General features: G+C 58.5%; 19 protein-coding genes, 1 tRNA gene and 1 pseudogene. 14 read left to right on the forward strand and 7 right to left on the reverse strand.

The genetic code is table 11. The annotated features are described in order from the left end of the window. Window positions 1-39: 39 nt before the first annotated feature. Entirely contained in the window at window positions 40-675 is a 636-nt protein-coding gene (locus ACA066_RS00760) for an NADH:ubiquinone oxidoreductase subunit N (protein WP_497697737.1), read from the forward strand. A 309-nt stretch (window positions 676-984) separates the two neighbouring features. Continuing rightward, window positions 985-2,490 carry a YdgA family protein gene (locus ACA066_RS00765; RefSeq protein WP_497697738.1) on the forward strand — a complete coding sequence of 502 codons (1,506 nt, stop codon included), beginning with the start codon at window positions 985-987 and terminating at the stop codon, window positions 2,488-2,490. A 3-nt stretch (window positions 2,491-2,493) separates the two neighbouring features. On the opposite strand, the gene ACA066_RS00770 is transcribed toward ACA066_RS00765, so the two are convergent. Beyond that, complete coding sequence (locus ACA066_RS00770) at window positions 2,494-4,020, reverse strand: FAD-dependent oxidoreductase (RefSeq protein WP_497697739.1); 1,527 nt, start codon at window positions 4,018-4,020, stop codon at window positions 2,494-2,496. Window positions 4,021-4,159: 139 nt separating this feature from the next. On the opposite strand from ACA066_RS00770, the gene ACA066_RS00775 reads away from it, so the two are divergent. The 5 genes from ACA066_RS00775 (at window position 4,160) to ACA066_RS00795 (ending at window position 7,970) form a co-directional block, all read left to right on the forward strand. Continuing rightward, a complete protein-coding gene (locus ACA066_RS00775; protein ID WP_497697740.1) occupies window positions 4,160-4,720 on the forward strand; it encodes a YbhB/YbcL family Raf kinase inhibitor-like protein in 561 nt (186 codons plus the stop codon). Window positions 4,721-4,806: 86 nt separating this feature from the next. Next, entirely contained in the window at window positions 4,807-6,498 is a 1,692-nt protein-coding gene (locus tag ACA066_RS00780; protein ID WP_497697741.1) for a vWA domain-containing protein, read from the forward strand. 1 nt (window position 6,499) lies between these two features. Continuing rightward, window positions 6,500-7,066: an RNA polymerase sigma factor gene (locus ACA066_RS00785; RefSeq protein ID WP_497697742.1), complete on the forward strand. Its 567-nt coding sequence runs from the start codon at window positions 6,500-6,502 to the stop codon at window positions 7,064-7,066. Continuing rightward, window positions 7,063-7,683 carry a hypothetical protein gene (locus ACA066_RS00790; protein WP_497697743.1) on the forward strand — a complete coding sequence of 207 codons (621 nt, stop codon included), beginning with the start codon at window positions 7,063-7,065 and terminating at the stop codon, window positions 7,681-7,683. Before ACA066_RS00785 ends, ACA066_RS00790 begins: the two co-directional genes overlap by 4 nt. 20 nt (window positions 7,684-7,703) lie before the next feature. Then, window positions 7,704-7,970, forward strand: coding sequence for a hypothetical protein (locus tag ACA066_RS00795; protein WP_497699789.1), 267 nt, complete (start codon window positions 7,704-7,706; stop codon window positions 7,968-7,970). A 20-nt stretch (window positions 7,971-7,990) separates the two neighbouring features. On the opposite strand, the gene ACA066_RS00800 is transcribed toward ACA066_RS00795, so the two are convergent. Both ACA066_RS00800 and ACA066_RS00805 read right to left on the reverse strand, forming a co-directional pair. Then, entirely contained in the window at window positions 7,991-8,839 is an 849-nt protein-coding gene (locus ACA066_RS00800; RefSeq protein WP_497697744.1) for a hypothetical protein, read from the reverse strand. Between the two features lie 232 nt (window positions 8,840-9,071). Beyond that, window positions 9,072-9,410: a M48 metallopeptidase family protein gene (locus tag ACA066_RS00805; RefSeq protein WP_497699790.1), complete on the reverse strand. Its 339-nt coding sequence runs from the start codon at window positions 9,408-9,410 to the stop codon at window positions 9,072-9,074. A 73-nt stretch (window positions 9,411-9,483) separates the two neighbouring features. Between ACA066_RS00805 and ACA066_RS00810 the strand changes: the two genes are divergently transcribed. Further along, window positions 9,484-10,809 (forward strand): S-type pyocin domain-containing protein, encoded by a 1,326-nt coding sequence (locus ACA066_RS00810; protein WP_497697745.1) that lies wholly within the window; start codon window positions 9,484-9,486, stop codon window positions 10,807-10,809. Window positions 10,810-10,816: 7 nt separating this feature from the next. Beyond that, window positions 10,817-11,071 carry a bacteriocin immunity protein gene (locus ACA066_RS00815; protein ID WP_347803078.1) on the forward strand — a complete coding sequence of 85 codons (255 nt, stop codon included), beginning with the start codon at window positions 10,817-10,819 and terminating at the stop codon, window positions 11,069-11,071. 579 nt (window positions 11,072-11,650) lie between these two features. Here the strand turns inward: ACA066_RS00815 and ACA066_RS00820 are convergent. Both ACA066_RS00820 and ACA066_RS00825 read right to left on the reverse strand, forming a co-directional pair. Further along, window positions 11,651-11,833, reverse strand: a pseudogene (locus ACA066_RS00820) (integrase arm-type DNA-binding domain-containing protein); the annotation flags it as partial. Between the two features lie 167 nt (window positions 11,834-12,000). Beyond that, window positions 12,001-12,077: transfer RNA gene (locus ACA066_RS00825), tRNA-Arg, on the reverse strand. A gap of 349 nt (window positions 12,078-12,426) precedes the next feature. On the opposite strand from ACA066_RS00825, the gene gabD reads away from it, so the two are divergent. The 3 genes from gabD (at window position 12,427) to ACA066_RS00840 (ending at window position 16,685) form a co-directional block, all read left to right on the forward strand. After that, window positions 12,427-13,869, forward strand: coding sequence for an NADP-dependent succinate-semialdehyde dehydrogenase (gene gabD / locus ACA066_RS00830; protein ID WP_497697746.1), 1,443 nt, complete (start codon window positions 12,427-12,429; stop codon window positions 13,867-13,869). 182 nt (window positions 13,870-14,051) lie between these two features. After that, window positions 14,052-15,329 carry a 4-aminobutyrate--2-oxoglutarate transaminase gene (gabT, locus tag ACA066_RS00835; protein WP_497697747.1) on the forward strand — a complete coding sequence of 426 codons (1,278 nt, stop codon included), beginning with the start codon at window positions 14,052-14,054 and terminating at the stop codon, window positions 15,327-15,329. 141 nt (window positions 15,330-15,470) lie between these two features. Next, window positions 15,471-16,685, forward strand: a complete 1,215-nt coding sequence (locus tag ACA066_RS00840) for an HDOD domain-containing protein (protein ID WP_497697748.1) — start codon at window positions 15,471-15,473, stop codon at window positions 16,683-16,685. 155 nt (window positions 16,686-16,840) lie between these two features. On the opposite strand, the gene ACA066_RS00845 is transcribed toward ACA066_RS00840, so the two are convergent. Beyond that, complete coding sequence (locus ACA066_RS00845) at window positions 16,841-17,830, reverse strand: GGDEF domain-containing protein (RefSeq protein WP_497697749.1); 990 nt, start codon at window positions 17,828-17,830, stop codon at window positions 16,841-16,843. Window positions 17,831-18,093: 263 nt separating this feature from the next. Continuing rightward, complete coding sequence (gene desA / locus ACA066_RS00850) at window positions 18,094-19,281, reverse strand: delta-9 fatty acid desaturase DesA (protein WP_497697750.1); 1,188 nt, start codon at window positions 19,279-19,281, stop codon at window positions 18,094-18,096. A 147-nt stretch (window positions 19,282-19,428) separates the two neighbouring features. Between desA and dibA the strand changes: the two genes are divergently transcribed. Then, window positions 19,429-21,348, forward strand: a complete 1,920-nt coding sequence (gene dibA / locus ACA066_RS00855) for a phosphodiesterase DibA (RefSeq protein WP_497697751.1) — start codon at window positions 19,429-19,431, stop codon at window positions 21,346-21,348. A gap of 328 nt (window positions 21,349-21,676) precedes the next feature. Next, on the forward strand, window positions 21,677-21,859 hold the full coding sequence (gene oscA, locus ACA066_RS00860; protein ID WP_007945260.1) for a sulfur starvation response protein OscA: 183 nt from the start codon (window positions 21,677-21,679) through the stop codon (window positions 21,857-21,859). Window positions 21,860-21,885 lie beyond the last annotated feature (26 nt).

Genomic DNA, 21,885 nt, shown 5'->3' on the forward strand with positions numbered 1-21,885 from the left:
CATCAATCAAGGCTCGCGTTGGTCATGGGGACTCTAATAATGAAAAACCCTTATGCTCCCGGCTTCTGGTGCGCTATTACGGCACTGGTGTTGCTGTCGGCCACTTATTTCTACGGCATCATGCTGGCCCACCAGATCGACAAGGCGCTGGTGTTCCTCGACAGCGCCGCCGCGCTGATCGCCGTGATGGCCATCGTGGTGGTGGCCTGGGCTTCGCTCCAGGGCCAGCGCATCAAAAAAAGACAACTGGAACAAGGCAAGACGCTGGTGCTGATCTGGGACACCAAGGTCGCTTTGCGTCGGGTCGAAACGGTGTTCGACCGGTATTTCTGGGGCAGTTACTGGCAACCGGGGCGTACCTTTCAGGAAGTCATGGGCGAACTCACCGGCACACCGCTGGAAAAAAGCCTCGAAACCTTGAAGAAGCAATGCCTGGCCCTGGACAAGCAAGTGTCCGACGACGGTTGGCATTGGCTGACCAACGCCCGTGAACTCTCCGATGTCGCCGCCGCCATGGCCCGCGAACGCTATCAGCTGGACTTCTGCGACCCGCGCGCGGATGTGACGGGCGGCGCGGTGATCAATCGGGATTTCGAGGTGCTGGTTTATACGTGGACCGCGCGGCTGAAAAGTTTTGATCATCAGCTGGATGAGATTGAGGTTCAGTATTCCTGAATTGATGTTGCCTGGGCTGACGCCTTCGCGGGCAAGCCTCGCTCCTACAGGGTTAGCGTCGTGCGCGATATTCGTGAACGACACAAACTCTGTAGGAGCCGGCTTGCTGGCGATGGCGATTTCATGGCCGCCGAAACTCTCGACCAATGCATACGGTCCATAGACACTCTTTAACCTTTAAACATTGGGCCGCCCGGTGCGCCTGATGCTAATCTCCATCGCACTTTAAAACGCAGTCATGACCGCAGCCCGTCAAGGGTTCAGGGAAGACGACCGCACCTCAAACAACGGACATTGATCGGGTCATTCATGAATAAATCAGCAGGCGTGCTTCTTGGAATTGTCGTGGCCATCGGTGCAATCAGCGCCGGCGGTGCCTGGTTCACCGGCACCAGACTCGAAGGGGTACTGAACACCTCGATCACCGACGCCAACAAGGAACTGCAAGCCGCGCTGGTCGGTTCCAACGGCACCGCGTCGCTGGAGCTGGTGTCGCTTGAGCGCCACGTGTTCAGCAGCACCGCGCACTACCGCCTCAAGGGCCAAGGCGAGATGTTCGGCGAGGCGCCGGTCGAATTGCTCTTCGTCGACCACATCGAACACGGCCCGCTGCCGTTCTCGCGCCTGGTGTCGCTGAAGTGGCTGCCGGTCCTGGCCACCAGTCACTACGAGCTGGAAAAGACGCCGGTTACCGAGAAGTGGTTCGCCGCCGCCAAGGACAAATCGCCGCTCACCGGCGTGGTCAACATCGGCTACGACAATACCACCAACGGCACCCTCGAATTGCTGCCGCTGGATGTCGCGCTGGACGACAAGTCCCACCTGAAATTCTCCGGCCTGAACCTCGATGTCGCGGCCAACGCCCAGGCACAGAAAGTCAAAGCCAACGGCTACATGGACAGCTTCACACTGACCACCGTGGCTGAAGACCAGACACCGGTAAAAATCGAATTGAGTGGCCTGACCCTGGCCAGCAACCTGGTGAAAAGTACCTACGGCTACTACACCGGCGAAAACACCGTCGAACTGACCGACAGCAAAACCACGTTCGGCGCGCAGCAGTCGGTGTTGGGCATCAAGAAATTTGAAATGAAGAACCAGACCGAGGAGTCGGGCACCAGCGCTTCCGGGCGTGCCGATTACAAGATCGGCGAAGTGTCCCTGAACGGCAAGACGGTCGGATCTGCGCAGATGGCCATGAGCCTGAAGAACCTCGACATTCCGGCGACGATGTCGTTGATGCAGATCTACCAGACCAAACTGCAGCCCTACGAAAAAGCCGCCGCCGAAGCAGCGGCCGCTGGCGAGCCGGCACCCGAGCTGGTCTTGACCCCGGCCGAAGAGGCCCAGGTGAAAACCGGTCTGGAGAAACTGCTGGCGGCCGGTCCGCAGGTCGCTCTGGAAAACCTGTCGTTCACCACCGCCAACGGTGAAAGTCGCGCCAACCTGGTGCTCGACCTGACCAAACCACAATCCATGGACCTGCCGCCGGATCAACTGACCCAACAGCTGATCGCCCTGCTGGACGTCAATGTTCAAGTGTCCAAACCGATGCTGGTTGATTTGCTCAGCGTACAGGGCCAAATCGATGGTCAAACCGACGCCAAAGTCATCGTCGATCAGGCCACGGCCACTGCCGACATGTTCGGTGCCATGGCGGTCGGCACGCAGTTCGCCAAACTGGACGGCAACAACATCGTCACCAAGCTGCACTACGCCAACAAACAAGTGGAATTCAACGGCCAGAAGATGACCGTCGAAGAGTTTGTCGGCTTCGTCATGAGCAAACTCGGTGGTGCTGGCGTCGTCCAGTAACGTCTAGACGTCCCGAATCAGCCGCCACGCCTCATCAACAGGCAGCGGCTGTTTCATTCGCTCGGCAAGCATCGCCATCGCCCGCTCTTCATCGCAGGCGATGGCGGCGGTTACTACGCCGTTCTTGCCGAACAGGCCGATAAAGGGTGGATGGTACGGATCGCCCTTGAACTCGACCTCGTCCCACGTTTCGGCGTGACCGAGGTAGTCGTAGTTTTTGCCGAAGTGCCAGGTCCAGAAATACGGCACATCCAGGTAATGCTCGTCGCCGCCCAGCATATTTGCCGCTGCAATCCGTGCGTGCTGTTGTGCCAGGCGCCAATGCTCGATTCGTTGCGGCTGGCCGTTGAGCGGGAAGGTCGCGATATCACCGGCCGCCCACAGTCCTTCGGTCACGCGCATGCCGCCGTCGACCTTCAGGGAATGATCTTTTTCCATGGGCAAATCTTTAAACGGTCCGGTTGCCGGGCTGACGCCAATGCCGACCAATACCAAATCCGCCGGTAAACGCTGACCGTTTTTCAGTTTCACCGCTTCAACCTTGTCTGTGCCCTCAATCTGCGCGGCTTCGCTGTCGGTAAGAAACACCACGCCGTGGGCCACGTGGCGGGCAAGAATCGCTTTGCCGACCGTTTCGCCAAACTGTTTGGCGAAGGGCACCTCGTGGCGGGCCAGCACGGTGACGTCCAGACCGTATTCGCGTAGCGCCGCCGCGGATTCCATCGCGATAAAGCTGTCACCGATGATCACTGCCCGTTGGCCTGGCTGGGCGGCGGCCAGGATTTTTTGTGCCTGGTCTTTCGAGCGCAGCAGGAACACTTGCGGCAGGTCGGCGCCAGGTAAATCGAGAGATTTGGGTGTGCCGCCAGTGGCCAGCAGCGCGGCGTCATAGGTCAATGTCTGGCCATCCTTGAGCTCCACTGTCCGGGCCTTGGCATCCAGGCTCGCCACTTCACCGTTTATGCGATCGATGCGCTGCTCGCGATAAAATTTTTCATCGCGCAGCGGCGGGACTTCCTCTGGCGGCATCTCCCCGGCGATCACGTATTTGCTCAACACGGTGCGGTCGTAGCCAGCGTCTGGTTCGCGGTCGATCAGCAGCACGCGGCCGCCGAAACCCTTTTCGCGCAACGCCGCCGCACCCGCCGTGCCTGCGGCGCCAGCGCCGATAATCACAAACGTACGTTCATCATCGGCCGGTGGGGTATGAGCATCCGGAAGCGGGTTTTCGTCGACCCAGACTTCGTCGTCGCGCACTTCCAGGGGATAGCGCTTGAGACTGTCCAGTGACGGTGGTTCACACAACGCGCCGTCCTCGATCCGGTACGCTGCCTTGTGCCACGGACAAATCAGGCGCCCGTGACACAGCGCCCCCTCGGCCAGCGGCGCCCCGGCGTGCGGGCATTCGCCCTGATAGGCGCGCAGTTGATCGCCGACCCGCAGCAAGACGATTTTGGTGTCCCCAATCCGGACTTCCAGGCCGCGGTTATCGGGCACATCGGCAAAACGGGCAACGCGGTGCAGTGCCATGATCGCTCTCCAGGCAGGCGTTTCACTTAAGAGTTTGGCGCTTATCCTGTGGTTCAGCCAATTCCCACTGCCACCGCACGAACGGTCCGGCTATAGTTTGCACGCCGACCACGGCCCCACCCGCACAAGGTGCTCCGGTATGACCCGATTGACCTCACTGAACCCTTGGCTGGCGGCCGTTGCCGTCGCCCTTTGCGTGCAGTTTCCGGCGCAGGCCCAGGAACGTTTCACCGTCAGCATTCCCGGTGTGACGGACAACCGCCTGTTCACCTCGGCGGCGGCCAGCGATGCGGCCGGTTGCGGCGGAAAGAACCAGTCCCCGGCCCTGAGCTGGACCGCGCCCCCGCCGGGCACTTTGAGCTACGCGATCGTCATGCACGACCCTGACGGTCAGAAAGGCCTGGGTGTCGATCACTGGATTCACTACGGCATCAAACCCGCGACCCGCCAGATTCCGCCCGGTGTCGGCGCCAAATCCGCCCTCGAAGGCGTGGGTGGCAGCAACAGCAAAGGCACCACCGGCTACATCGGTCCTTGCCCGCCGGTCGGCGACAGCTCTCACCACTACATCATCCAGCTCTACGCGCTCGACCTGGCTCCGGACGCCTTGCCCGCCGGCCTGACCCGCGTGCAGCTGCTGGAAAAAATCAAAGGCCATGTGCTGAAAAACAGCAGCGTGGTGCGGCGTTATCACCGCTGAAGTTTTTTCAGCGGATTTAACCCGAACCGACCGGGCTGCCCGTCTCAGAGGATGAATGGATCAATTTCCTCCTGAGGTCAGCCCCCATGTCCCTCCCTCTGCATGTCCTCCGCCCGGCCGCCCAGGGTTTCGCTGCCGGGTTGCTAATGGCCGTTGCCGGTTGCGGTGTTTCGTTCAAGCCTGAGTCCGCTGCTGTTCCGGTTTCACCTCCGGCGCAAAGTACCTTGGTGCGCAGTGAGGCGGTCATGGCCGATGCGACCATGGCCAAACGCAGCGTAAGTCCGGCGCCCATGGCAAGTTTTGCGCCTGAAACTTCGCCGCCGGGTTATCAGGATGAACAGCGTGAGCAATATCAAGCGCTGGCGGATAACCCGATTCACAGCGTCGCCGAGGCGCCGGTCTCCACCTTCAGCGCCGATGTCGACACTGGCGCCTACGCCAATGTTCGCCGCTTGCTTAATCAAGGTCGCCTGCCACCCGAAGGCGCGGTGCGGCTGGAGGAGATGGTCAATTACTTCCCTTACGATTACGCCTTGCCCACCGATGGCTCGCCGTTTGGCGTGACCACCGAGCTGGCGCCGTCCCCGTGGAACCCGCATTCCCGCTTACTTCGGATCGGCATCAAGGCGTCGGATCGCGCGGTTACTGAACTGGCCCCGGCAAACCTGGTGTTTCTGGTTGACGTGTCTGGCTCGATGGACCGTCGCGAGGGCTTGCCGCTGGTTAAGAGCACCCTGAAATTGCTGGTCGATCAGTTGCGCGAGCAGGACCGGGTGTCGCTGGTGGTTTACGCCGGCGATTCCCGTGTGGTGCTCGAACCAACTTCCGGACGGGAAAAAGCGAAAATTCGCACAGCCATCGACCAATTAACCGCACGCGGCTCCACCGCCGGGGCGTCGGGCATCGAACTGGCTTATCAAATGGCGCAGCAGGCGTTTATCCCCAAAGGCATCAACCGCATCCTGCTGGCCACCGACGGCGATTTCAACGTCGGCATCAGCGACTTCGACAGCCTCAAGCAAATGGCTGTGGATAAACGCAAGACCGGCGTTTCCCTGACCACCCTGGGTTTTGGTGTGGATAACTACAATGAACACCTGATGGAACAACTGGCCGACGCTGGCGATGGCAACTACGCCTACATCGACAACCTGCGCGAGGCGCGCAAGGTGTTGGTGGATCAGCTCGGCTCGACCCTCGCGGTCGTGGCGAAGAACGTGAAACTGCAAGTGGAGTTCAACCCGGCGCAGGTCAGCGAGTACCGGTTGCTGGGTTATGAGAATCGCGCATTGAAGCGCGAGGATTTCAGCAACGACAAAGTCGATGCGGGCGAGATCGGTGCAGGGCATACGGTCACGGCGTTGTACGAAATTGTGCCGAAGGGCGAGAAGGGTTGGTTGGAGCCGTTGCGGTATGGCAAGTCCGATTCGGTTGTTTCCGGGATTAACGGAGAATTGGCGATGCTGCGTGTGCGTTATCAGCTGCCCGAAGGTGGGAAAAGTCGTTTGATCGAGCGGCCGATTGCAGGTGGTTCGGAAGGCAAGGCCAGTGACGATCTGCGATTTGCCGCGGCTGTGGCGGCGTTTTCCCAGCAGCTCAAGGACGGCCGTTACACCGGTGATTTCAACTTGAAGGACACCGAAGCCCTGGCTCGCGGTGCGCGAGGCGAAGATCGATTCGGTCTACGTGCAGAATTCGTTCAACTGGTGGAACTGGCACAGAGCCTGCGAACCACCACAGCATCCAACAGTGAGCCGCTTAAAGGAGGCTACAACTGACATGTCTGCTCCTGAATCGAGCGACGAATCACTGCTGGCCCGCTATCGCTCAGGCGACGGGCCAGCGTTCGAGATTCTGTACGCCCGTCACCGGCAAGGTCTTTATCGTTTCCTCCTCGGCCTCAGCGGCAAGTCCGAACTGGCCGAAGAGGTGTACCAGGAAACCTGGCTAAGCCTGATCCGCAGCACTAGTCAGCCACAAGGTCGGGCGAATTTTCGCACCTGGCTCTACCAGATCGCCCGCAATCGCCTGATCGATCACTGGCGCAAACACGGAATCCATAACCCCTTGCACGACAGCTACGACGAACAGACCCACGCCCTGGCCGATGACGCCACCGATCCCGAACAACTGCTGAGCCTGAGCCGCGATACCCAGCGCCTCGAATCCGCCTTGCAAACCCTGCCTACCGACCAGCGCGAAGTGTTCCTGCTGCGCGCCCACGGCGATCTCGACCTGCCACAGATCGCCGCCCTCACCGAAACACCGCTGGAAACCGTCAAGAGTCGCTTGCGCTACGCCCAGCAAAAACTGCGTCGGCTGCTGGCCGAAGAGGTACTGACATGACTGACGCCCGCAAACCATCAGAAGACCAAGTGCTTCAGCATTTCCGCGAGCATTCGAGCGGCGAACCACCGGCCCATCTTGATGCCTTCATCCTGGCCGCCGCGCACCGTGAAGTCCCCGCGACGAAACCGAACCTGTGGCAACGCTGGGTTCAGGCTTGCCAGAAACCCCGTTGGCAAGTGGCCTTCGCCAGCCTCGTCGGCGTTGCATTGATGCTGGCGCTGGTACAGCGAACCCCAGAGCAACCTGCAAGTTACGACTTCGCGCCCAAAGCGTCCGCACCGGTCGCCAAAAAAGAGGCCACACAGGCACCGTCGTCGGTTGCGCGCTCGCTGGCGGCTCCAGCTCCAGCTCCTGCTCCAGCTCCAGCCGCACCGATGGCAGATTTTGCGGCACCTGCGCAGAGCGAATCGATCAATACCGAAATGGCCGATGAAGCAAAAGTCAGCAAGCGCGCAGCCACCCCAGCGAAAACCCTGGATGAGCAATTACTTGAAGTGGTTCGCCTGCAGAACGCCGGTCAGACACACGCGGCGGATGACTTGATGGCGACATTGCACAAACGCTTTCCCGAGGAAAACCTCAACGCCCGACTCAAGGAATTGAAAAAAAACTGAGGAGAACGGTGCTCCACGATTTGGCATCAACCCCCGAAAGCGCGCACTATCGGCCTATAGCCGATGCGTTGGAGGATGCCGTGGCAAAAAAAATCGACCGCATCGCCCAAATGCTCAACTGCCCGGAAAAGGGCGAGGAACTGCGGCGAGCAGTGACGGAGAGTCGTAAGGAGTTTCTTCTGGCGAAGCAGGCGGAAGAGGCTCTGGAGGAAGACGTCCTTGATGAAGAAGAATTTGAGGGCGACGAGGACGATGATTACGACGAGTTTGACTGGACGACTGAATGAAAAAACCGCTTCGGCGGTTTTTACCACTGCCGAGTTCGGTGGCTGCCTAGCACGTTGCTGATGCGTGCATGAAGAGCTACACATTCGATTACACAGTCGAAGCCTATCTCTATGCGTAGATAGCATCCGTCTTTAAGTCGAGTCAGCGAAGCCCTCACTGGGCCGGAAAATTGGCTGCCGCGTATATCTATCTCACTAATTCCCGTGACTGATAAATCGAGCTCGCAATATGTGAACGCATTGCTGGGTGGCCAATGCAAAGGTCGAAACATCAATTGGTTTAATTGGCCTTCGGCACGCAAGGTCAAACCGTCACTTAAGCAAATGGGGCCGCTGGTTTTCAGATCGGATGGCGTAACAGCGAGGTTGAAAACCTCTTTCCAGGCTTCAGAGTTGTCCACGCTGAACAACCAATCACGGGAACCAAGGTCGCGTTCTGGTATATCCCTGCAACTCTGCAGGGACGGCAAACTTGAGCGTTGAAGATCTTCCCTCCAGACCTCCTTTGCGATATCTCGTATTGTTTGGAACAGACCTCGAGGGTCGTCAATCTCCGGCCATTCGTATGGCCACACCCAGGTATAGAAATCATCTTCATCATCTTCCCAGAGGGAGGCGAAGTCGAAAGTTGGGTCGGTCAGTGCTGACTCAAGTAAATCAAATTGAGCCCTTCGGTGACGAAAATTTTCGCCAGGGGTCAGATCCAGGCAATACCGCCTAATCAGTAAGTCACGATCCACCGGATCATTCGGGTTATACCTGCTCAGCTCATCACTGAAGGTTTCCTCGCTGTGGCACACATCAAAGCTTCCGATAAAGTAGGAAAGCCTGGGTTGGTAAGGTTGATTCAGATATCTGTCTAGCAGCAAGGACTACCTCCTTTCAAATTCAGGCGTGCATCAAACCTCTAAATTTGAGGGGGTGGAAGACTCGGTGTGTATCCGCATTTTTAAAGCTAGAGTCTCAACCATCTGAATATCTGATCGACGCTGAAAGTGACGTGATATGTAGGGAAGATGGAGCGATTTTGGAAGCCTCCGGTAATCCATTTCCGAGACTGTCTTTGAAACCCGATACGACATGCGTTCGATCATTGGATAACTAGTCGTTTTCCCGTTTCGGTAGGTCGCTGAGAACAAGCGCTGCCATCCCATCCAACCGCGCTTTGACTTTTTCCCAGGTCGGCATCACCTGTTTCAGCAATCGATAGAAGCGTTCGCTGTGGTTGTGCTCAGCGATATGGCAAAGCTCATGAAGAATGACGTAGTCGATACAGTCGCGCGGGGCTTTGACGAGGTGCGGATTTAGGGTGATCCGTCCATTCGGGGAACAACTGCCCCACTGGGTTTGCATCGCCTGGATGCGTAAGGGCGGTTCGACGGTAAGTCCAATAAACCCTACGAAGGTTATCTGTGCATCCCTATGGCCTTCTGCCGGTATTCAAGGGAGCGGGCTGTACCGGGTATCATTTGCAATCTAAGGAATTGCACTTACACGGATAAGGAATCAAGGATTGAGCGGCTACGTGCCAAACGCCCCCAAGGGCCACCGCTACAGCGGCGTAGAACCTGTAGACACTCATGCCCAGCGTTGGGCTGAGTACAAGGACATTCCCACCAAAGACCACCCCAAACCAAACAGTTTGGGGTGTGTGTTCGCCAAGAGCTGCGATCTGCCTGACGGTGTGATCGATCACAAAAAACCGTCTGGCTTCATCCCTGTTGAGAAGGTAGGCAATTACGGTGAGTTCGCCATTCTCGGTGGCCGTGAAACGGACGCACAGGGAAACATTCCACTCAAGAAAATCAGCGGTTCACTACCTGCAACGCTGGGAACACTTCTTTTAGGCGAGGCTGCCGCATCAGCCGCTACTGTCTCCTGTGGTGGTTTGTGCACTGCTGGTGCTGCTGTAGCCACTGAAACTGCTGCAACTGGGGCCGCTGGTGGAACCGGGGTACTCACTGCGGGTGTGGCTGCTGGTACTTTGGCAGGTATTGTCGCCATGATGTGGCCGTCGAGCCTGGGCGATAGCAGCCTGTATACAGACGAACAGCTCAAATCCCTTAAAGAAGGCCGCACACGCGTTCGGATACATGTCGAACAGCAAGCAGATGGCACCTTGAAGGGATACGGGTACAACACTCAGAAGCGCACCGACTGGGAGATGATTCCGGTGGTGCAATTCGTTGAGCAAAGTTCTCAGCAGGTGGCAGACTTTGGCAACGGGGTAACGCTGATTTGGACGCCAGCCATTGACCCATCCAGCACCTCAGGAGTTCCACCGTTAGAGGGCGCACCCCAAACACCCCAAATATGGATTTATCCGCCTACGGAACAGGCAGATAACATCATCGTCAGCCCGATCTACCCCGATGAATACAAAGACTTCATCCTTGTGTTCCCGGCTGACTCCGGTATCTCGCCGCTGTACATCGTTATCAGTGCCCGTCATGCGCCGGGGATAGCTACAGGGAGGGGCGAGGATGTAACAGGGGTCTGGCTCGCAGATGCTGGTGTCGGGCTTGGTGCGCCAATCCCTACGCGGATAGCGGACGCATTGCGAGGCCAAAGTTTCGGAACGTTCGATAGCTTCAGGCGGGCTTTTTGGAAAGCTGTAAGTAACGACCCGGAGTTACTTAGCCAACTGAGCGAGGACGATCAGGCGCGTGTGCTAACTGGTAATGCGCCTACGGTTCGATTCAGAGATTCGGTAGGAAAACGGGTGACGTTCGAAATACACCATGTCGAACGAATCGTAGACGGTGGGGCTGTGTACGACGCGGATAACTTGAGGGTGAATACCCCACGAAACCACATTGACCTTCACAAGAGAAAGTAGGCACAACATGGAAGATATTTCTGATTTTACCGAAGTCGAATTCATCGCCTTCATCAAAAACATACGAGTCGTTAACAAGGGCGGCACGGACGATGAGCTGGGTGAATTGCTTGAACAGTTCAGCAAGCTCGCGGGCCATCCAGATGGTTACGACCTTATTTTTCACCCAGAACCCGGTGCGGACAACTCTGCCGAAGGTGTCACTAGGACGGTGAAAGAATGGCGCGCTGCTAACGGCCTATCGGCATTTAAAAAGGACTGATTCAGGTCTTGGCCCATTACGCGACGCTAGCTGCCAGCCCACCCGGTAAATGCTGCGTTTATTCAGAAGGATTGCAACATGCATGGATTGGGGCAGGGCGCACTGGTGGCTACAGCGGCAGCAGGTAGAGCACTCACGCTGGCGTTAATGCACCCGTTCCCCCTGCAAGTGAGCTGCATCCGTTTCTCGGCCGACTCCCTGCCGTGACCGGCAGATAGCGGCCAAAAGCAGCCTCTTCGGCGCGCCCGCGCGCGACCGCTGACGACTATAAAACTGGGGTTGATTCAATTCAATCGCAGCAGGGTTCTGAGATTAGTCAGCTCTGCTGCCCGGTGGGTTTGCATCAAGCGCTCTGCCATAAGGTCGCTTATTCACCGATACGTTTCAGCCTACATCAACTCCACCGGTAACCTGTTCTCCTCCAAAAGACCCCTCGTCTCATGCGTATATTTTTGGGGAGGCTACAGAATTCGGAAAAAATCGTACGGTAAGCCCCAGGCTGTCAAGTTTAGGTCATAGAAGTTGAAAGCGAGCCGTCAGGAAATGCAGAAACAGCCCTATTCTGACGCTGCGCCAGTGCCCCAGCCAGGACCATTTCCCGTCTGGTTTTTTGTAGCGCAACTCCCACGACTTCTGCCCATTTGCCTTGACCCGAAAATACAAGCCGTTGCCGTCTTGCTTGCGGTACGTCGCACTCTCTGCCTCCAAGCCTGCAAGAGTAGTGTCGGCCAGTGGGCGGCGTTTGATTTCAGTACGCTTCACTGCGTGTATGCCTCCAGTTCAATGAATCTCAAAGCATACACGTGGGCATACACGGCGTGAAGTTATAGGGGTAGACAGGGAGGGATAGCCAGAAACAAGAAAGCCCGCACGGGGCGGGCTTCTTGGGGTGTTTCGTAGACTGTCTGAGACAGGTCTAGACTGCTATATGGTGCACCAGGCGGGATTCGAACCCACGACCCCTGCCTTCGGAGGGCAGTACTCTATCCAGCTGAGCTACTGGTGCAAGCGGGCGCCATGATACTCATATGCACTGCGGGCGTCCATGCTGCTGAATCGACAGCGCTTTTCCGAAGCGTAACCTGCGTTTGATACGTTGATCAGAAAAATTGGGCAAATGCGGCGTTTTCGTTCTTTTTTTCGAACAGCCTATTGTCCTTTACCCCCTTTGATCCTAGGATTCGTTTGAGATTTCAAACGCTCTTGTCTGGGTGCTGAACCGCACGAGTTCATTCCGTGCGCTATTTATGTGCTTCAGCCCGGTGAATGATTTCCCTGACGGCAGCCTTTTGAGGCGCCTTTCTACAATCATAATTTGCTCCGCGCCTGCCGCGGTGCTGTTAAGGAAAGCCGACATGCAGCTTAAAGACACCCAGTTGTTCCGCCAGCAAGCCTTTATCGATGGCGCTTGGGTCGATGCGGACAATGGTCAGACGATCAAGGTCAACAACCCGGCAACGGGCGAAATTCTGGGCACCGTGCCGAAAATGGGCGCTGCCGAAACCCGCCGTGCGATCGAAGCCGCTGACAAGGCGCTGCCGGCCTGGCGTGCACTGACCGCCAAGGACCGTGCGAACAAGCTGCGTCGCTGGTTCGAACTGATCATCGAGAACCAGGACGACCTGGCTCGCCTGATGACGCTGGAGCAAGGCAAGCCATTGGCCGAAGCCAAGGGCGAAATCGTTTACGCCGCTTCCTTTATCGAGTGGTTCGCCGAAGAAGCCAAGCGCGTCTACGGTGACGTGATTCCGGGCCACCAGCCAGACAAGCGCCTGATCGTGATCAAGCAGCCAATCGGCGTGACCGCTGCAATCACCCCGTGGAACTTCCCGGCCGCGATGATCACCCGTAAAGCCGGCCCGGCCCTGGCCGCCGGTTGCACCATGGTACTGAAGCCTGCTTCGCAAACTCCGTTTTCCGCATTCGCTCTGGCTGAACTGGCCCAGCGTGCCGGCATTCCTGCTGGTGTGTTCAGCGTTGTTTCCGGCAGCGCCGGCGACATCGGCAGCGAGCTGACCAGCAACCCGATCGTGCGCAAATTGTCCTTCACCGGCTCGACCGAAATCGGTCGTCAGCTGATGGCCGAATGCGCCAAGGACATCAAGAAAGTGTCCCTGGAACTGGGCGGCAACGCGCCGTTCATCGTGTTCGACGACGCGGACCTGGATAAGGCCGTCGAAGGCGCGATCATTTCCAAATACCGCAACAACGGCCAGACCTGCGTCTGCGCCAACCGTCTGTACATTCAGGATTCGGTCTACGACGCGTTCGCCGAGAAGTTGAAAGTGGCGGTGTCCAAACTCAAGATCGGCAACGGTCTGGAAGAAGGCACCACCACCGGTCCGCTGATCGACGAAAAAGCCGTGGCCAAGGTTCAAGAGCACATTGCTGACGCCGTTTCCAAAGGCGCCACTGTGCTGTCCGGCGGCAAGTCCATCGAAGGCAACTTCTTCGAGCCGACCATCCTGACCAACGTGCCGAAGAACGCAGCCGTGGCCAAGGAAGAAACTTTCGGTCCATTGGCGCCACTGTTCCGCTTCAAAGACGAAGCCGAAGTGATCGCGATGTCGAACGACACCGAGTTCGGTCTGGCCTCGTACTTCTACGCTCGCGACCTCGGCCGTGTGTTCCGTGTGGCGGAAGCCCTGGAATACGGTATGGTCGGCGTCAACACCGGGTTGATCTCCAACGAAGTCGCGCCGTTCGGTGGCATCAAGGCGTCGGGCCTGGGCCGTGAAGGCTCCAAGTACGGCATCGAAGATTACCTGGAAATCAAATACCTCTGCCTGGGCATCTAAGTCCGGCAAGGCATTGCTTCAAGCGCAAAGGGCACGAGAGCGCTGACCCTTTGCGCGCTTCAACCGGAATTTTCTCTGTGGCCGGGAACGCTGTGGCAGTCGATCATCGCATGCTGTCGCCGTTGCACCCCGCCGCATTTTCCTTGAACGACGCCGCCCGATGAGCGGTGAATGAGGACTTTATGAGCAAGACTAACGCTTCCCTGATGAAACGCCGCGAAGCCGCTGTACCACGCGGTGTTGGCCAGATTCACCCGATCTTCGCCGAGTCCGCGAAGAACGCCACCGTGACCGACGTTGAAGGTCGCGAGTTCATCGACTTCGCCGGCGGTATCGCCGTGCTGAACACCGGTCACGTGCACCCGAAAATCATCGCCGCGGTGACCGAGCAGCTGAACAAGCTGACCCACACTTGCTTCCAGGTACTGGCTTACGAGCCGTACGTGGAAGTGTGCGAAAAAATCAACGCCAAGGTGCCAGGTGATTTCGCCAAGAAAACCCTGCTGGTGACCACCGGTTCCGAAGCCGTGGAAAACGCCGTGAAAATCGCCCGTGCCGCCACCGGGCGTGCCGGCGTGATCGCTTTCACCGGCGCTTACCACGGTCGCACCATGATGACCCTGGGCCTGACCGGTAAAGTCGTGCCTTACTCGGCCGGCATGGGCCTCATGCCAGGCGGCATCTTCCGCGCGCTGTACCCGAACGAACTGCACGGTGTGAGCGTCGACGATTCGATCGCCAGCATCGAACGCATCTTCAAGAATGACGCCGAGCCGCGTGACATCGCTGCCATCATCATCGAGCCGGTCCAGGGCGAAGGCGGTTTCTACGTCGCGCCTAAAGAGTTCATGAAGCGCCTGCGCGCTCTGTGCGACCAGCACGGCATCCTGTTGATCGCTGACGAAGTGCAAACCGGCGCTGGCCGTACCGGTACTTTCTTCGCCATGGAACAGATGGGCGTTGCTGCCGACCTGACCACCTTCGCCAAATCCATCGCTGGCGGCTTCCCGCTGGCCGGTGTGTGCGGCAAGGCCGAATACATGGACGCCATCGCTCCAGGCGGCCTGGGCGGCACCTACGCCGGTAGCCCGATCGCTTGCGCCGCGGCCCTGGCCGTCATGGAAGTGTTCGAAGAAGAGCACCTGCTGGATCGCTGCAAGGCTGTCGGCGAGCGTCTGGTCACTGGCCTCAAAGCCATCCAGTCCAAGTACCCGGTGATCGGCGAAGTCCGTGCTCTGGGCGCGATGATCGCGGTCGAACTGTTCGTTGACGGCGACAGCCACAAGCCGAACGCGGCTGCTGTGGCATCGGTTGTGGCCAAGGCTCGCGACAAGGGCCTGATCCTGCTGTCCTGCGGCACCTACGGCAACGTTCTGCGCGTCCTGGTACCGCTGACTTCGCCGGACGAGCAACTGGACAAAGGTCTGGCGATCATCGAAGAGTGCTTCTCGGAGCTGTGATCTCCAGGCTCTGATCGATTTGTGACCTGATCGACAAAAAAACCCGCTTCGGCGGGTTTTTTTGTGTCCCTGGAGCACATCGCACTGTTTGGAATGGCCAGCATTGGACTAAGGTGCAAGCATTGCCAATGGAGGGTGCAGATGACCGCTGTGGTTTTCCCTGCTGTACCGCGTGTGCTAATAGCAGAGGCTGACCCTTGGTCTCGCGATTTGCTCAAGCAGGTGTTGTTGAATGTGCGCTGTGACGCACGGCTGGATCTGTGTGCCGATGGTCAGGAAGCGCTGCACTTGCTGGCGGAAAATCCATACGACCTGGTGATCGTTGACTGGGAGTTGCCCGGCGTCGATGGCTTGAATGTCTTGCGCAGTGTTCGTCAGCGTAAACGCAATCCACCGCTGCCCTTCATTCTGATGAGCAGCCGCAACGACAGCGCCAGCGTGCGCGAAGCCTTACCCCTGGCGCCCAGCGCCTACCTGACCAAACCCCTGAACATGGAAAGCCTGACCCATCGCCTGCAGGAATTGCTGCTGAACGCTGGTGAAGAGGTGTCGTGCGAGACGCCGTCGCTGGCGCCGGGCATGACGCTGTCGGTGTACCTGGAGCGTCGTCGTGAATTGGCGGACGGCGCACCGCTGATGACCGACGTGCAGTTGGCGGTTAAACGCAGTCTCAATCCCAATGGCCTCGATCTAACGTTGCTGGAAGACGAAATCAAGACCGATCCGCAGGTCACCGCCGTGCTGATCGCCGCCGCCAACAGCGCCGCGCATCACCTGGGTGCCACGGTTCAGACCCTGTCCCAGGCGCTGCATCGGCTGGGCACCGGGCAGAGCATGAACCTGATTCTGGGGCTGGCGCTCAAGCGCAGTGCACGGCTTAGCGATCCGTTGTTGGCGGACTATGCCGAGCGTTATTGGGAGCTGTCGCTGCACACCGCCGAATATGCCCGGACACTGGCGCGCTTGCTCGATCTGGATCAGGAGCGGTGCTATTGCGCAGGGATGTTGCATCGCCTGGGTGATCTGGCGTTGCTGCGCTGTTTGCAGGAATGGAAACAGGCCGGTGGTGAGCTGGATGAATGGGAAGAGGTGGGTGATGCCCTCGCCGAATTCGGCGCGGCGTACGGTTCCGCGCTGCGCACACGCTGGCGCTTGCCCCTGGAGCTGCGAGAGCTGATCGCGGCGGTGTACCAGCTCGGTGGTGGAGTTTACTCCCGCGAGGCGCTGGTGATGAACATGGCGGCGCAGATGGCTCGTCTGACCGAGCATGAGGGCATTGAGGTGCTGGCCAAGAGCCGGACGGCGCGGTTGCTCAAGATCGGGTTGCCGGAATTGATGCGACTGCGCAAAAAATAAGCCTATCCCTTGTAGGAGCGGGCTTGTGTGGCGAGGGAGCTTGCTCCCGCTGGATTGCGCAGCAGTCCTGTTTTTTAGGGCCGCTTCGCGACCCAGCGGGAGCAAGCTCCCTCGCCACACAAGCCCGCTTCCACAGGGAATTGGTGTTGGGGCTATCAGCCGGAGATGATCCGGTTCTTGCCCTGACGCTTCGCTTCATACATCGCCGCGTCCGCCCGGGCAAACAGGCTCTCGACGCTTTCATCCTCGACGGTCAGGCTGGTCAAGCCCTGGCTGACGGTGATGCCGAACGTCTGGCGGTCATGGGTGAAGCTCAATCGCTGAATCTCCAGTTGCAGACGCTCGGCCACTTGCATGGCCATATCTGGCGCACAGCCGGGAAACACCGCGGCGAATTCCTCGCCACCGATCCGTCCGAACACATCGCCGCGACGCAACGCCCCGCGACCGGTCTCGGCGATGTGTTGCAGTACGTTGTCGCCTTCCGGATGACCGTAGGTGTCGTTGATCACCTTGAAGTCATCGATGTCCAGCAGCAGAAACGCCAGCGGCGCGCCTTGTTGGCGAGCCAGTTCGAATTCACGATGGGCGCAGTCGAAGAAATGCCGGCGATTGCTGCTCTGGGTCAGGACGTCGGTGGTGGCCAGGCGATGCAGCTCGCTTTCCATCTGCTTCTTTTCGGTGATGTCTTCGGCAATGCCGACAATGATCACCGGCTGGCCCGGTTCGGCCTGACGGTTGATGAAGCACTTGTCACTGAGCCAACGCACTTGGCCGTCGGCGGCGATGATGCGGTACTCGCGGTCTTCGACGGCGCCTTTTTCCAGCACTTCGGCGAGGCTGCGCTCGGCGTACTCCAGATCGTCTGGGTAAATGCTGTCGCGCCACTGGTTGGAGTCGGACAGCAACAGACCTGCGGAACGGCCGAAGATTCGTTCATAGGCGGGGCTCACGTAGAGCACCTGACGGGTTTCCCAGTTGAATGCCCAAAGCACCGCGTTAACGCTTACCAGCAGGGAGCTGAACAACTGTTCGCGTTCGCTCAGGCGCGCGACTTCGCCTTGGGCATGCATCAATGCCATCAGGGTTTGCGCGGCCTCGGGCCGCTGGAGTAGGGATGAGTCTTGGAGGTTCTTGGTGACCATCGACACAAATCTCAAAGGGCGTGCCGCGTATTCGACAGCGGTCGCAACAAAGCCCGCCGTAGTGGCGAAGTGTCTTTGAGATAGGGGATTTGGAGCTAAGTTCCCGTCCTTTGTGGCGAGGAGGCTTGCTCCCGCCGGGCGGTACTGGCGACGCGTTTTTTCAGTTGAAACGCGTCGTCAGGTTTTGCGTCTGCTGCGCAGCCGAGCGGGGCGATGCGGCGTTCCGATAAATCCCCTCGCCACAATAAATCCCCTGGTCACAGTCAGGCGGTGGCGGCAGGGCGCAGGGAGTAGGTCTTCAACTGATCGGCGAAGTCGCGCAGGGATTGAATCCCGCTGGCTTCGGCTTCGTGTACCCAATCCTTGATGGCGGCCAGCATGTCGTGACCATTTGAGCTGGTCTTGACCCAGATCTGCTGCAAGGCCAGTCGTTTCTCGTAAATTACCTTCAGCGCCTGGCTGTGCTCGAGCATGGTCTGGATGCGTACGTGGTGTTTGTCATCGAGCAGGCTGGTTTCCCGGGAGAGCAGGCGTTTGGCTCGGTGGAACTGGTGACGGACCGAGTGATCGACCTTTTCCAGTTCCTGTTTGACCAGCGGCGCGATCACCAATTTGCGGTACTGGGCCATGATCTGGAAACGGTTGTTGAGGATGGCCATGGCGGTGTCCATGTCCAGGCTTCCTTTACCTTCGACCCGGTGGGCGATCGGCGCAACCCGCTGAACCTTGGCCAGACGCAGGAAACTGAAGACCTGGATCCAGGCCCAGCCGAGGTCGAACTCCCACTTCTTCACCGACAGTTTTGCCGAATTAGGGTAGGTGTGATGGTTGTTATGCAGTTCTTCGCCGCCAATCAGGATGCCCCAGGGCACCAGGTTGGTCGCCGCATCGCGGCATTCGAAGTTGCGGTAGCCGACGGCATGGCCCAGGCCATTGACCACGCCGGCGGCCCAGACCGGGATCCACATCATCTGGATGGCCCAGATGGTGATACCGATGGTGCCGAACAGCAGCAGGTCGATGACGGCCATGATTGCAACGCCCAGCAGCGGGAAACGGCTGTAGAGGTTGCGTTCGATCCAGTCTTCGGGGCAGTTCTTGCCGTAGATGCGCAGGGTCTCCGGGTTTTCCGCTTCGGCGCGGTACAACTCGGCACCTTTGCGCAGAACGGTAGACAAGCCCTTGATGACCGGGCTGTGCGGGTCATCGACGGTTTCGCATTTGGCGTGATGCTTGCGGTGGATGGCGGTCCACTCGCGGGTGTTCTGCGCCGTGGTCAGCCACAGCCAGAAGCGGAAGAAATGTTTCAGGCCGGCATTGAGCTCAAGCGAGCGATGGGCTGAATAACGATGCAGATAGACCGTGACGCCGATAATCGTAACGTGGGTCATCAGCAGGGTGACTGCCACCAGTGACCAGGGCGACAAGCCGAGAAAACCTTCGTACCACATAGGCTATAGGGCCCTCGAAAAAGAAAAAAACAGCCGTTGCATTATCACTAAGCCCACAGATAAAACCAGTCGCCCTTTCAGATAAGAGTGGCTGGATGTTTCTTTAACCTATAATTCCAACCCTTTTGTAGGGACATGGACGACCGAATGTCTGCCACCTATCGCGACGCTTTGCGTGCAGCGCTGCTTTATCTGTTGCTATCTGTAGTCTGGCTGCAGTTCAGCGGTTATTTATTGAACAGTTTCTTCGATAGCTCCGACGAGCTTCTGCGTTGGCAACTGATCAACGGTTACGCCTGGGTCTTGCTGAGCGCCGGGTTGATCTTTATTGCTCGAGCGCGATTGCTCCGTTGCCTGGGCATCGGCGCCACATTGCGTGAGCGCCAAGAAGATCGCGAGCGTTTGCGTCAGGCGGCCGCCGTGTTCGACTGCACCCGCGAAGGCGTGCTGGTCACCAATAGCAAGGGGGTGATCGTCCACGTGAACCGGGCGTTCATGGAAATCACCGGTTACCCACGTGAAGAAGTTCTGGGTCAGCAACCCAGCCTGTTCAAGTCCGGCCATCACCCGGCAGCGTTCTACCAGGCGATGTTCGCGACTCTGAACAGTTGCGGTGAGTGGAGCGGGGAAATCTGGAACCGGCGCAAGAGCGGCGAAATCTACCCGCAATGGCAGACGATCCGCCTGATTCACGACGATCAGGGCCAGCTCAGTCACTACGTCGCGGTGTTCTCCGACATCAGCGCGATCAAGGATTCCGAGCACGAACTCAAATACCTGGCTCACCACGATCCGCTGACCGATCTGCCCAACCGCCTGCTGTTCACCGACCGTGCCGGGCAGGCATTGGCGTCGGCGCAGATCCACAAGCGCGGCTGTGCGTTGCTGATGATCGATCTGGATCACTTCAAGATGATCAACGACAGCCTCGGGCACACGATTGGTGACCAGCTGCTCAAGGCCGTGGCCGAGCGCTTGAAGGCCATGTTCGGCCCGGGCATCACGTTGGCGCGGCTGGGCGGCGACGAGTTCGCTGTATTGGCTGAAAGTTGCCCGCAGTTGGTGCATGCCGCGGCACTGGCTCAGCGGATCGTCGACGGACTCAAGGAGCCGTTCCACATTGATGGCCATCAACTGTTCATCAACGCCAGCATCGGCATCAGTCTGTTCCCCGGCGATGCCTTGAGCGCTGAACAACTGCTGCGCAACGCCGACTCGGCCTTGTTCAAGGCCAAAAGCGCTGGCCGCGATGGCTACGCTCTCTACACCGAAGAATTGACCGCTCATGCCCAGCAACGGGTCGAGACCGCGTTCGAACTGCGCCGTGCGCTGGAGCAGCAGGAGTTGCGGGTGTATTACCAGCCGGTTCACGACCTCATGACCCGTCGCCTGGTGGGTGTCGAGGCGCTGGTGCGCTGGGAGCACCCGCAACGGGGGCTGGTGTCGCCAGCGGAGTTCATCCCCATTGCCGAACGCACCGGGTTGATCGCCGAGATCGATGCCTGGGTCATGCGCCAGGCGTGTCAGCAGATGTGCCAGTGGCAACAGGCCGGGGTCGCGTTGTCGTTTGTCGCGGTGAATGTTTCGTCGCGATTGTTTGCTCGCCGTGAGCTGTATCAGCAGGTGGCGCAGGTGCTGCGTGAAACCGGTCTGGTTCCGGCGTTTCTGGAGCTGGAAGTGACCGAAAGCGCGGTGATGGACGATCCGGAAGTAGCGCTGGAGCAGATGCATCGCTTGCGCGAGCTCGGCGTACGGCTGGCCATCGATGACTTTGGTACCGGGTATTCGTCGTTGTTGCGACTCAAGCGTTTGCCGGTACAGAAGCTCAAGATCGATCAGGGCTTCGTGGCCGGGTTGCCGTGGGATGAGGATGATGGGGCCATCGTGCGCGTGATCATCGCCCTGGCGCAGAGCATGGGGATGCAAGTGCATGCCGAAGGGATCGAGCAGGTCGAGCAGGCGGGTTTCCTGCTCGAGCAGGGCTGTGATCTGGGGCAGGGGTATTGGTTCGGGCGGCCGGTGCCGGCTGATCTGCTGGACTGGATGCACGCCCCCGAAATTCACTGACCATGCAAAAATTACCGCCACACACAGATCCCCTGGAGCATGGCTTGCCAGCGAAGGCGACCTCGATATCTACATGAATTTCAAGGTCCTCTTCGCTGGCAAGCCATGCTCCTACAAGGACCGCGTACGGACAAAAGATGGTTGCGATTTTTAAATCTTTGATGCGTCACGCACACGTAAATCCTCGCCGCGACAAACATTTTATTTTGGTTATATAAACATTCTTAAATAGTCTTTTTAAGAATATCCGCACCTATCTACTATTGGCCTCACGCCGCAAGCAGTGCCGGACACTGCCAGGCAACCTCTCAGTCGAAGGAGCAGCACCATGAGCGCATCCCTACGTAGCGTTGACGGTCAAGACGAAGCCACCATCTTGCGCGAGATCCAGAGCGCCTTGCGCGACCTGCGGTTCGGCGCCGTGGAAATCACCGTGCACAACGCTCAGGTGGTCCAGATCGAACGCAAGGAAAAATTCCGTTTGCAGAACCCAAGCAACAAACCGAGCTAAACAACCGGCAACCCGATTCCCGCAAC

This window comes from Pseudomonas sp. LBUM1651 (assembly GCF_059716135.1).

Excerpts from the sequence above, each read along its gene's own strand:
- ACA066_RS00815 (WP_347803078.1), top strand. The coding sequence starts at position 10,817 with ATGGAAGATATTTCTGATTTTACCGAAGTCGAATTCATCGCCTTCATC.
- desA (WP_497697750.1), bottom strand. The coding sequence starts at position 19,281 with ATGTGGTACGAAGGTTTTCTCGGCTTGTCGCCCTGGTCACTGGTGGCA.
- ACA066_RS00785 (WP_497697742.1), top strand. The coding sequence starts at position 6,500 with ATGTCTGCTCCTGAATCGAGCGACGAATCACTGCTGGCCCGCTATCGC.
- ACA066_RS00790 (WP_497697743.1), top strand. The coding sequence starts at position 7,063 with ATGACTGACGCCCGCAAACCATCAGAAGACCAAGTGCTTCAGCATTTC.
- ACA066_RS00760 (WP_497697737.1), top strand. The coding sequence starts at position 40 with ATGAAAAACCCTTATGCTCCCGGCTTCTGGTGCGCTATTACGGCACTG.
- dibA (WP_497697751.1), top strand. The coding sequence starts at position 19,429 with ATGTCTGCCACCTATCGCGACGCTTTGCGTGCAGCGCTGCTTTATCTG.
- ACA066_RS00840 (WP_497697748.1), top strand. The coding sequence starts at position 15,471 with ATGACCGCTGTGGTTTTCCCTGCTGTACCGCGTGTGCTAATAGCAGAG.
- ACA066_RS00765 (WP_497697738.1), top strand. The coding sequence starts at position 985 with ATGAATAAATCAGCAGGCGTGCTTCTTGGAATTGTCGTGGCCATCGGT.
- oscA (WP_007945260.1), top strand. The coding sequence starts at position 21,677 with ATGAGCGCATCCCTACGTAGCGTTGACGGTCAAGACGAAGCCACCATC.
- ACA066_RS00770 (WP_497697739.1), bottom strand. The coding sequence starts at position 4,020 with ATGGCACTGCACCGCGTTGCCCGTTTTGCCGATGTGCCCGATAACCGC.
- ACA066_RS00780 (WP_497697741.1), top strand. The coding sequence starts at position 4,807 with ATGTCCCTCCCTCTGCATGTCCTCCGCCCGGCCGCCCAGGGTTTCGCT.
- ACA066_RS00845 (WP_497697749.1), bottom strand. The coding sequence starts at position 17,830 with ATGGTCACCAAGAACCTCCAAGACTCATCCCTACTCCAGCGGCCCGAG.
- ACA066_RS00775 (WP_497697740.1), top strand. The coding sequence starts at position 4,160 with ATGACCCGATTGACCTCACTGAACCCTTGGCTGGCGGCCGTTGCCGTC.
- gabD (WP_497697746.1), top strand. The coding sequence starts at position 12,427 with ATGCAGCTTAAAGACACCCAGTTGTTCCGCCAGCAAGCCTTTATCGAT.
- gabT (WP_497697747.1), top strand. The coding sequence starts at position 14,052 with ATGAGCAAGACTAACGCTTCCCTGATGAAACGCCGCGAAGCCGCTGTA.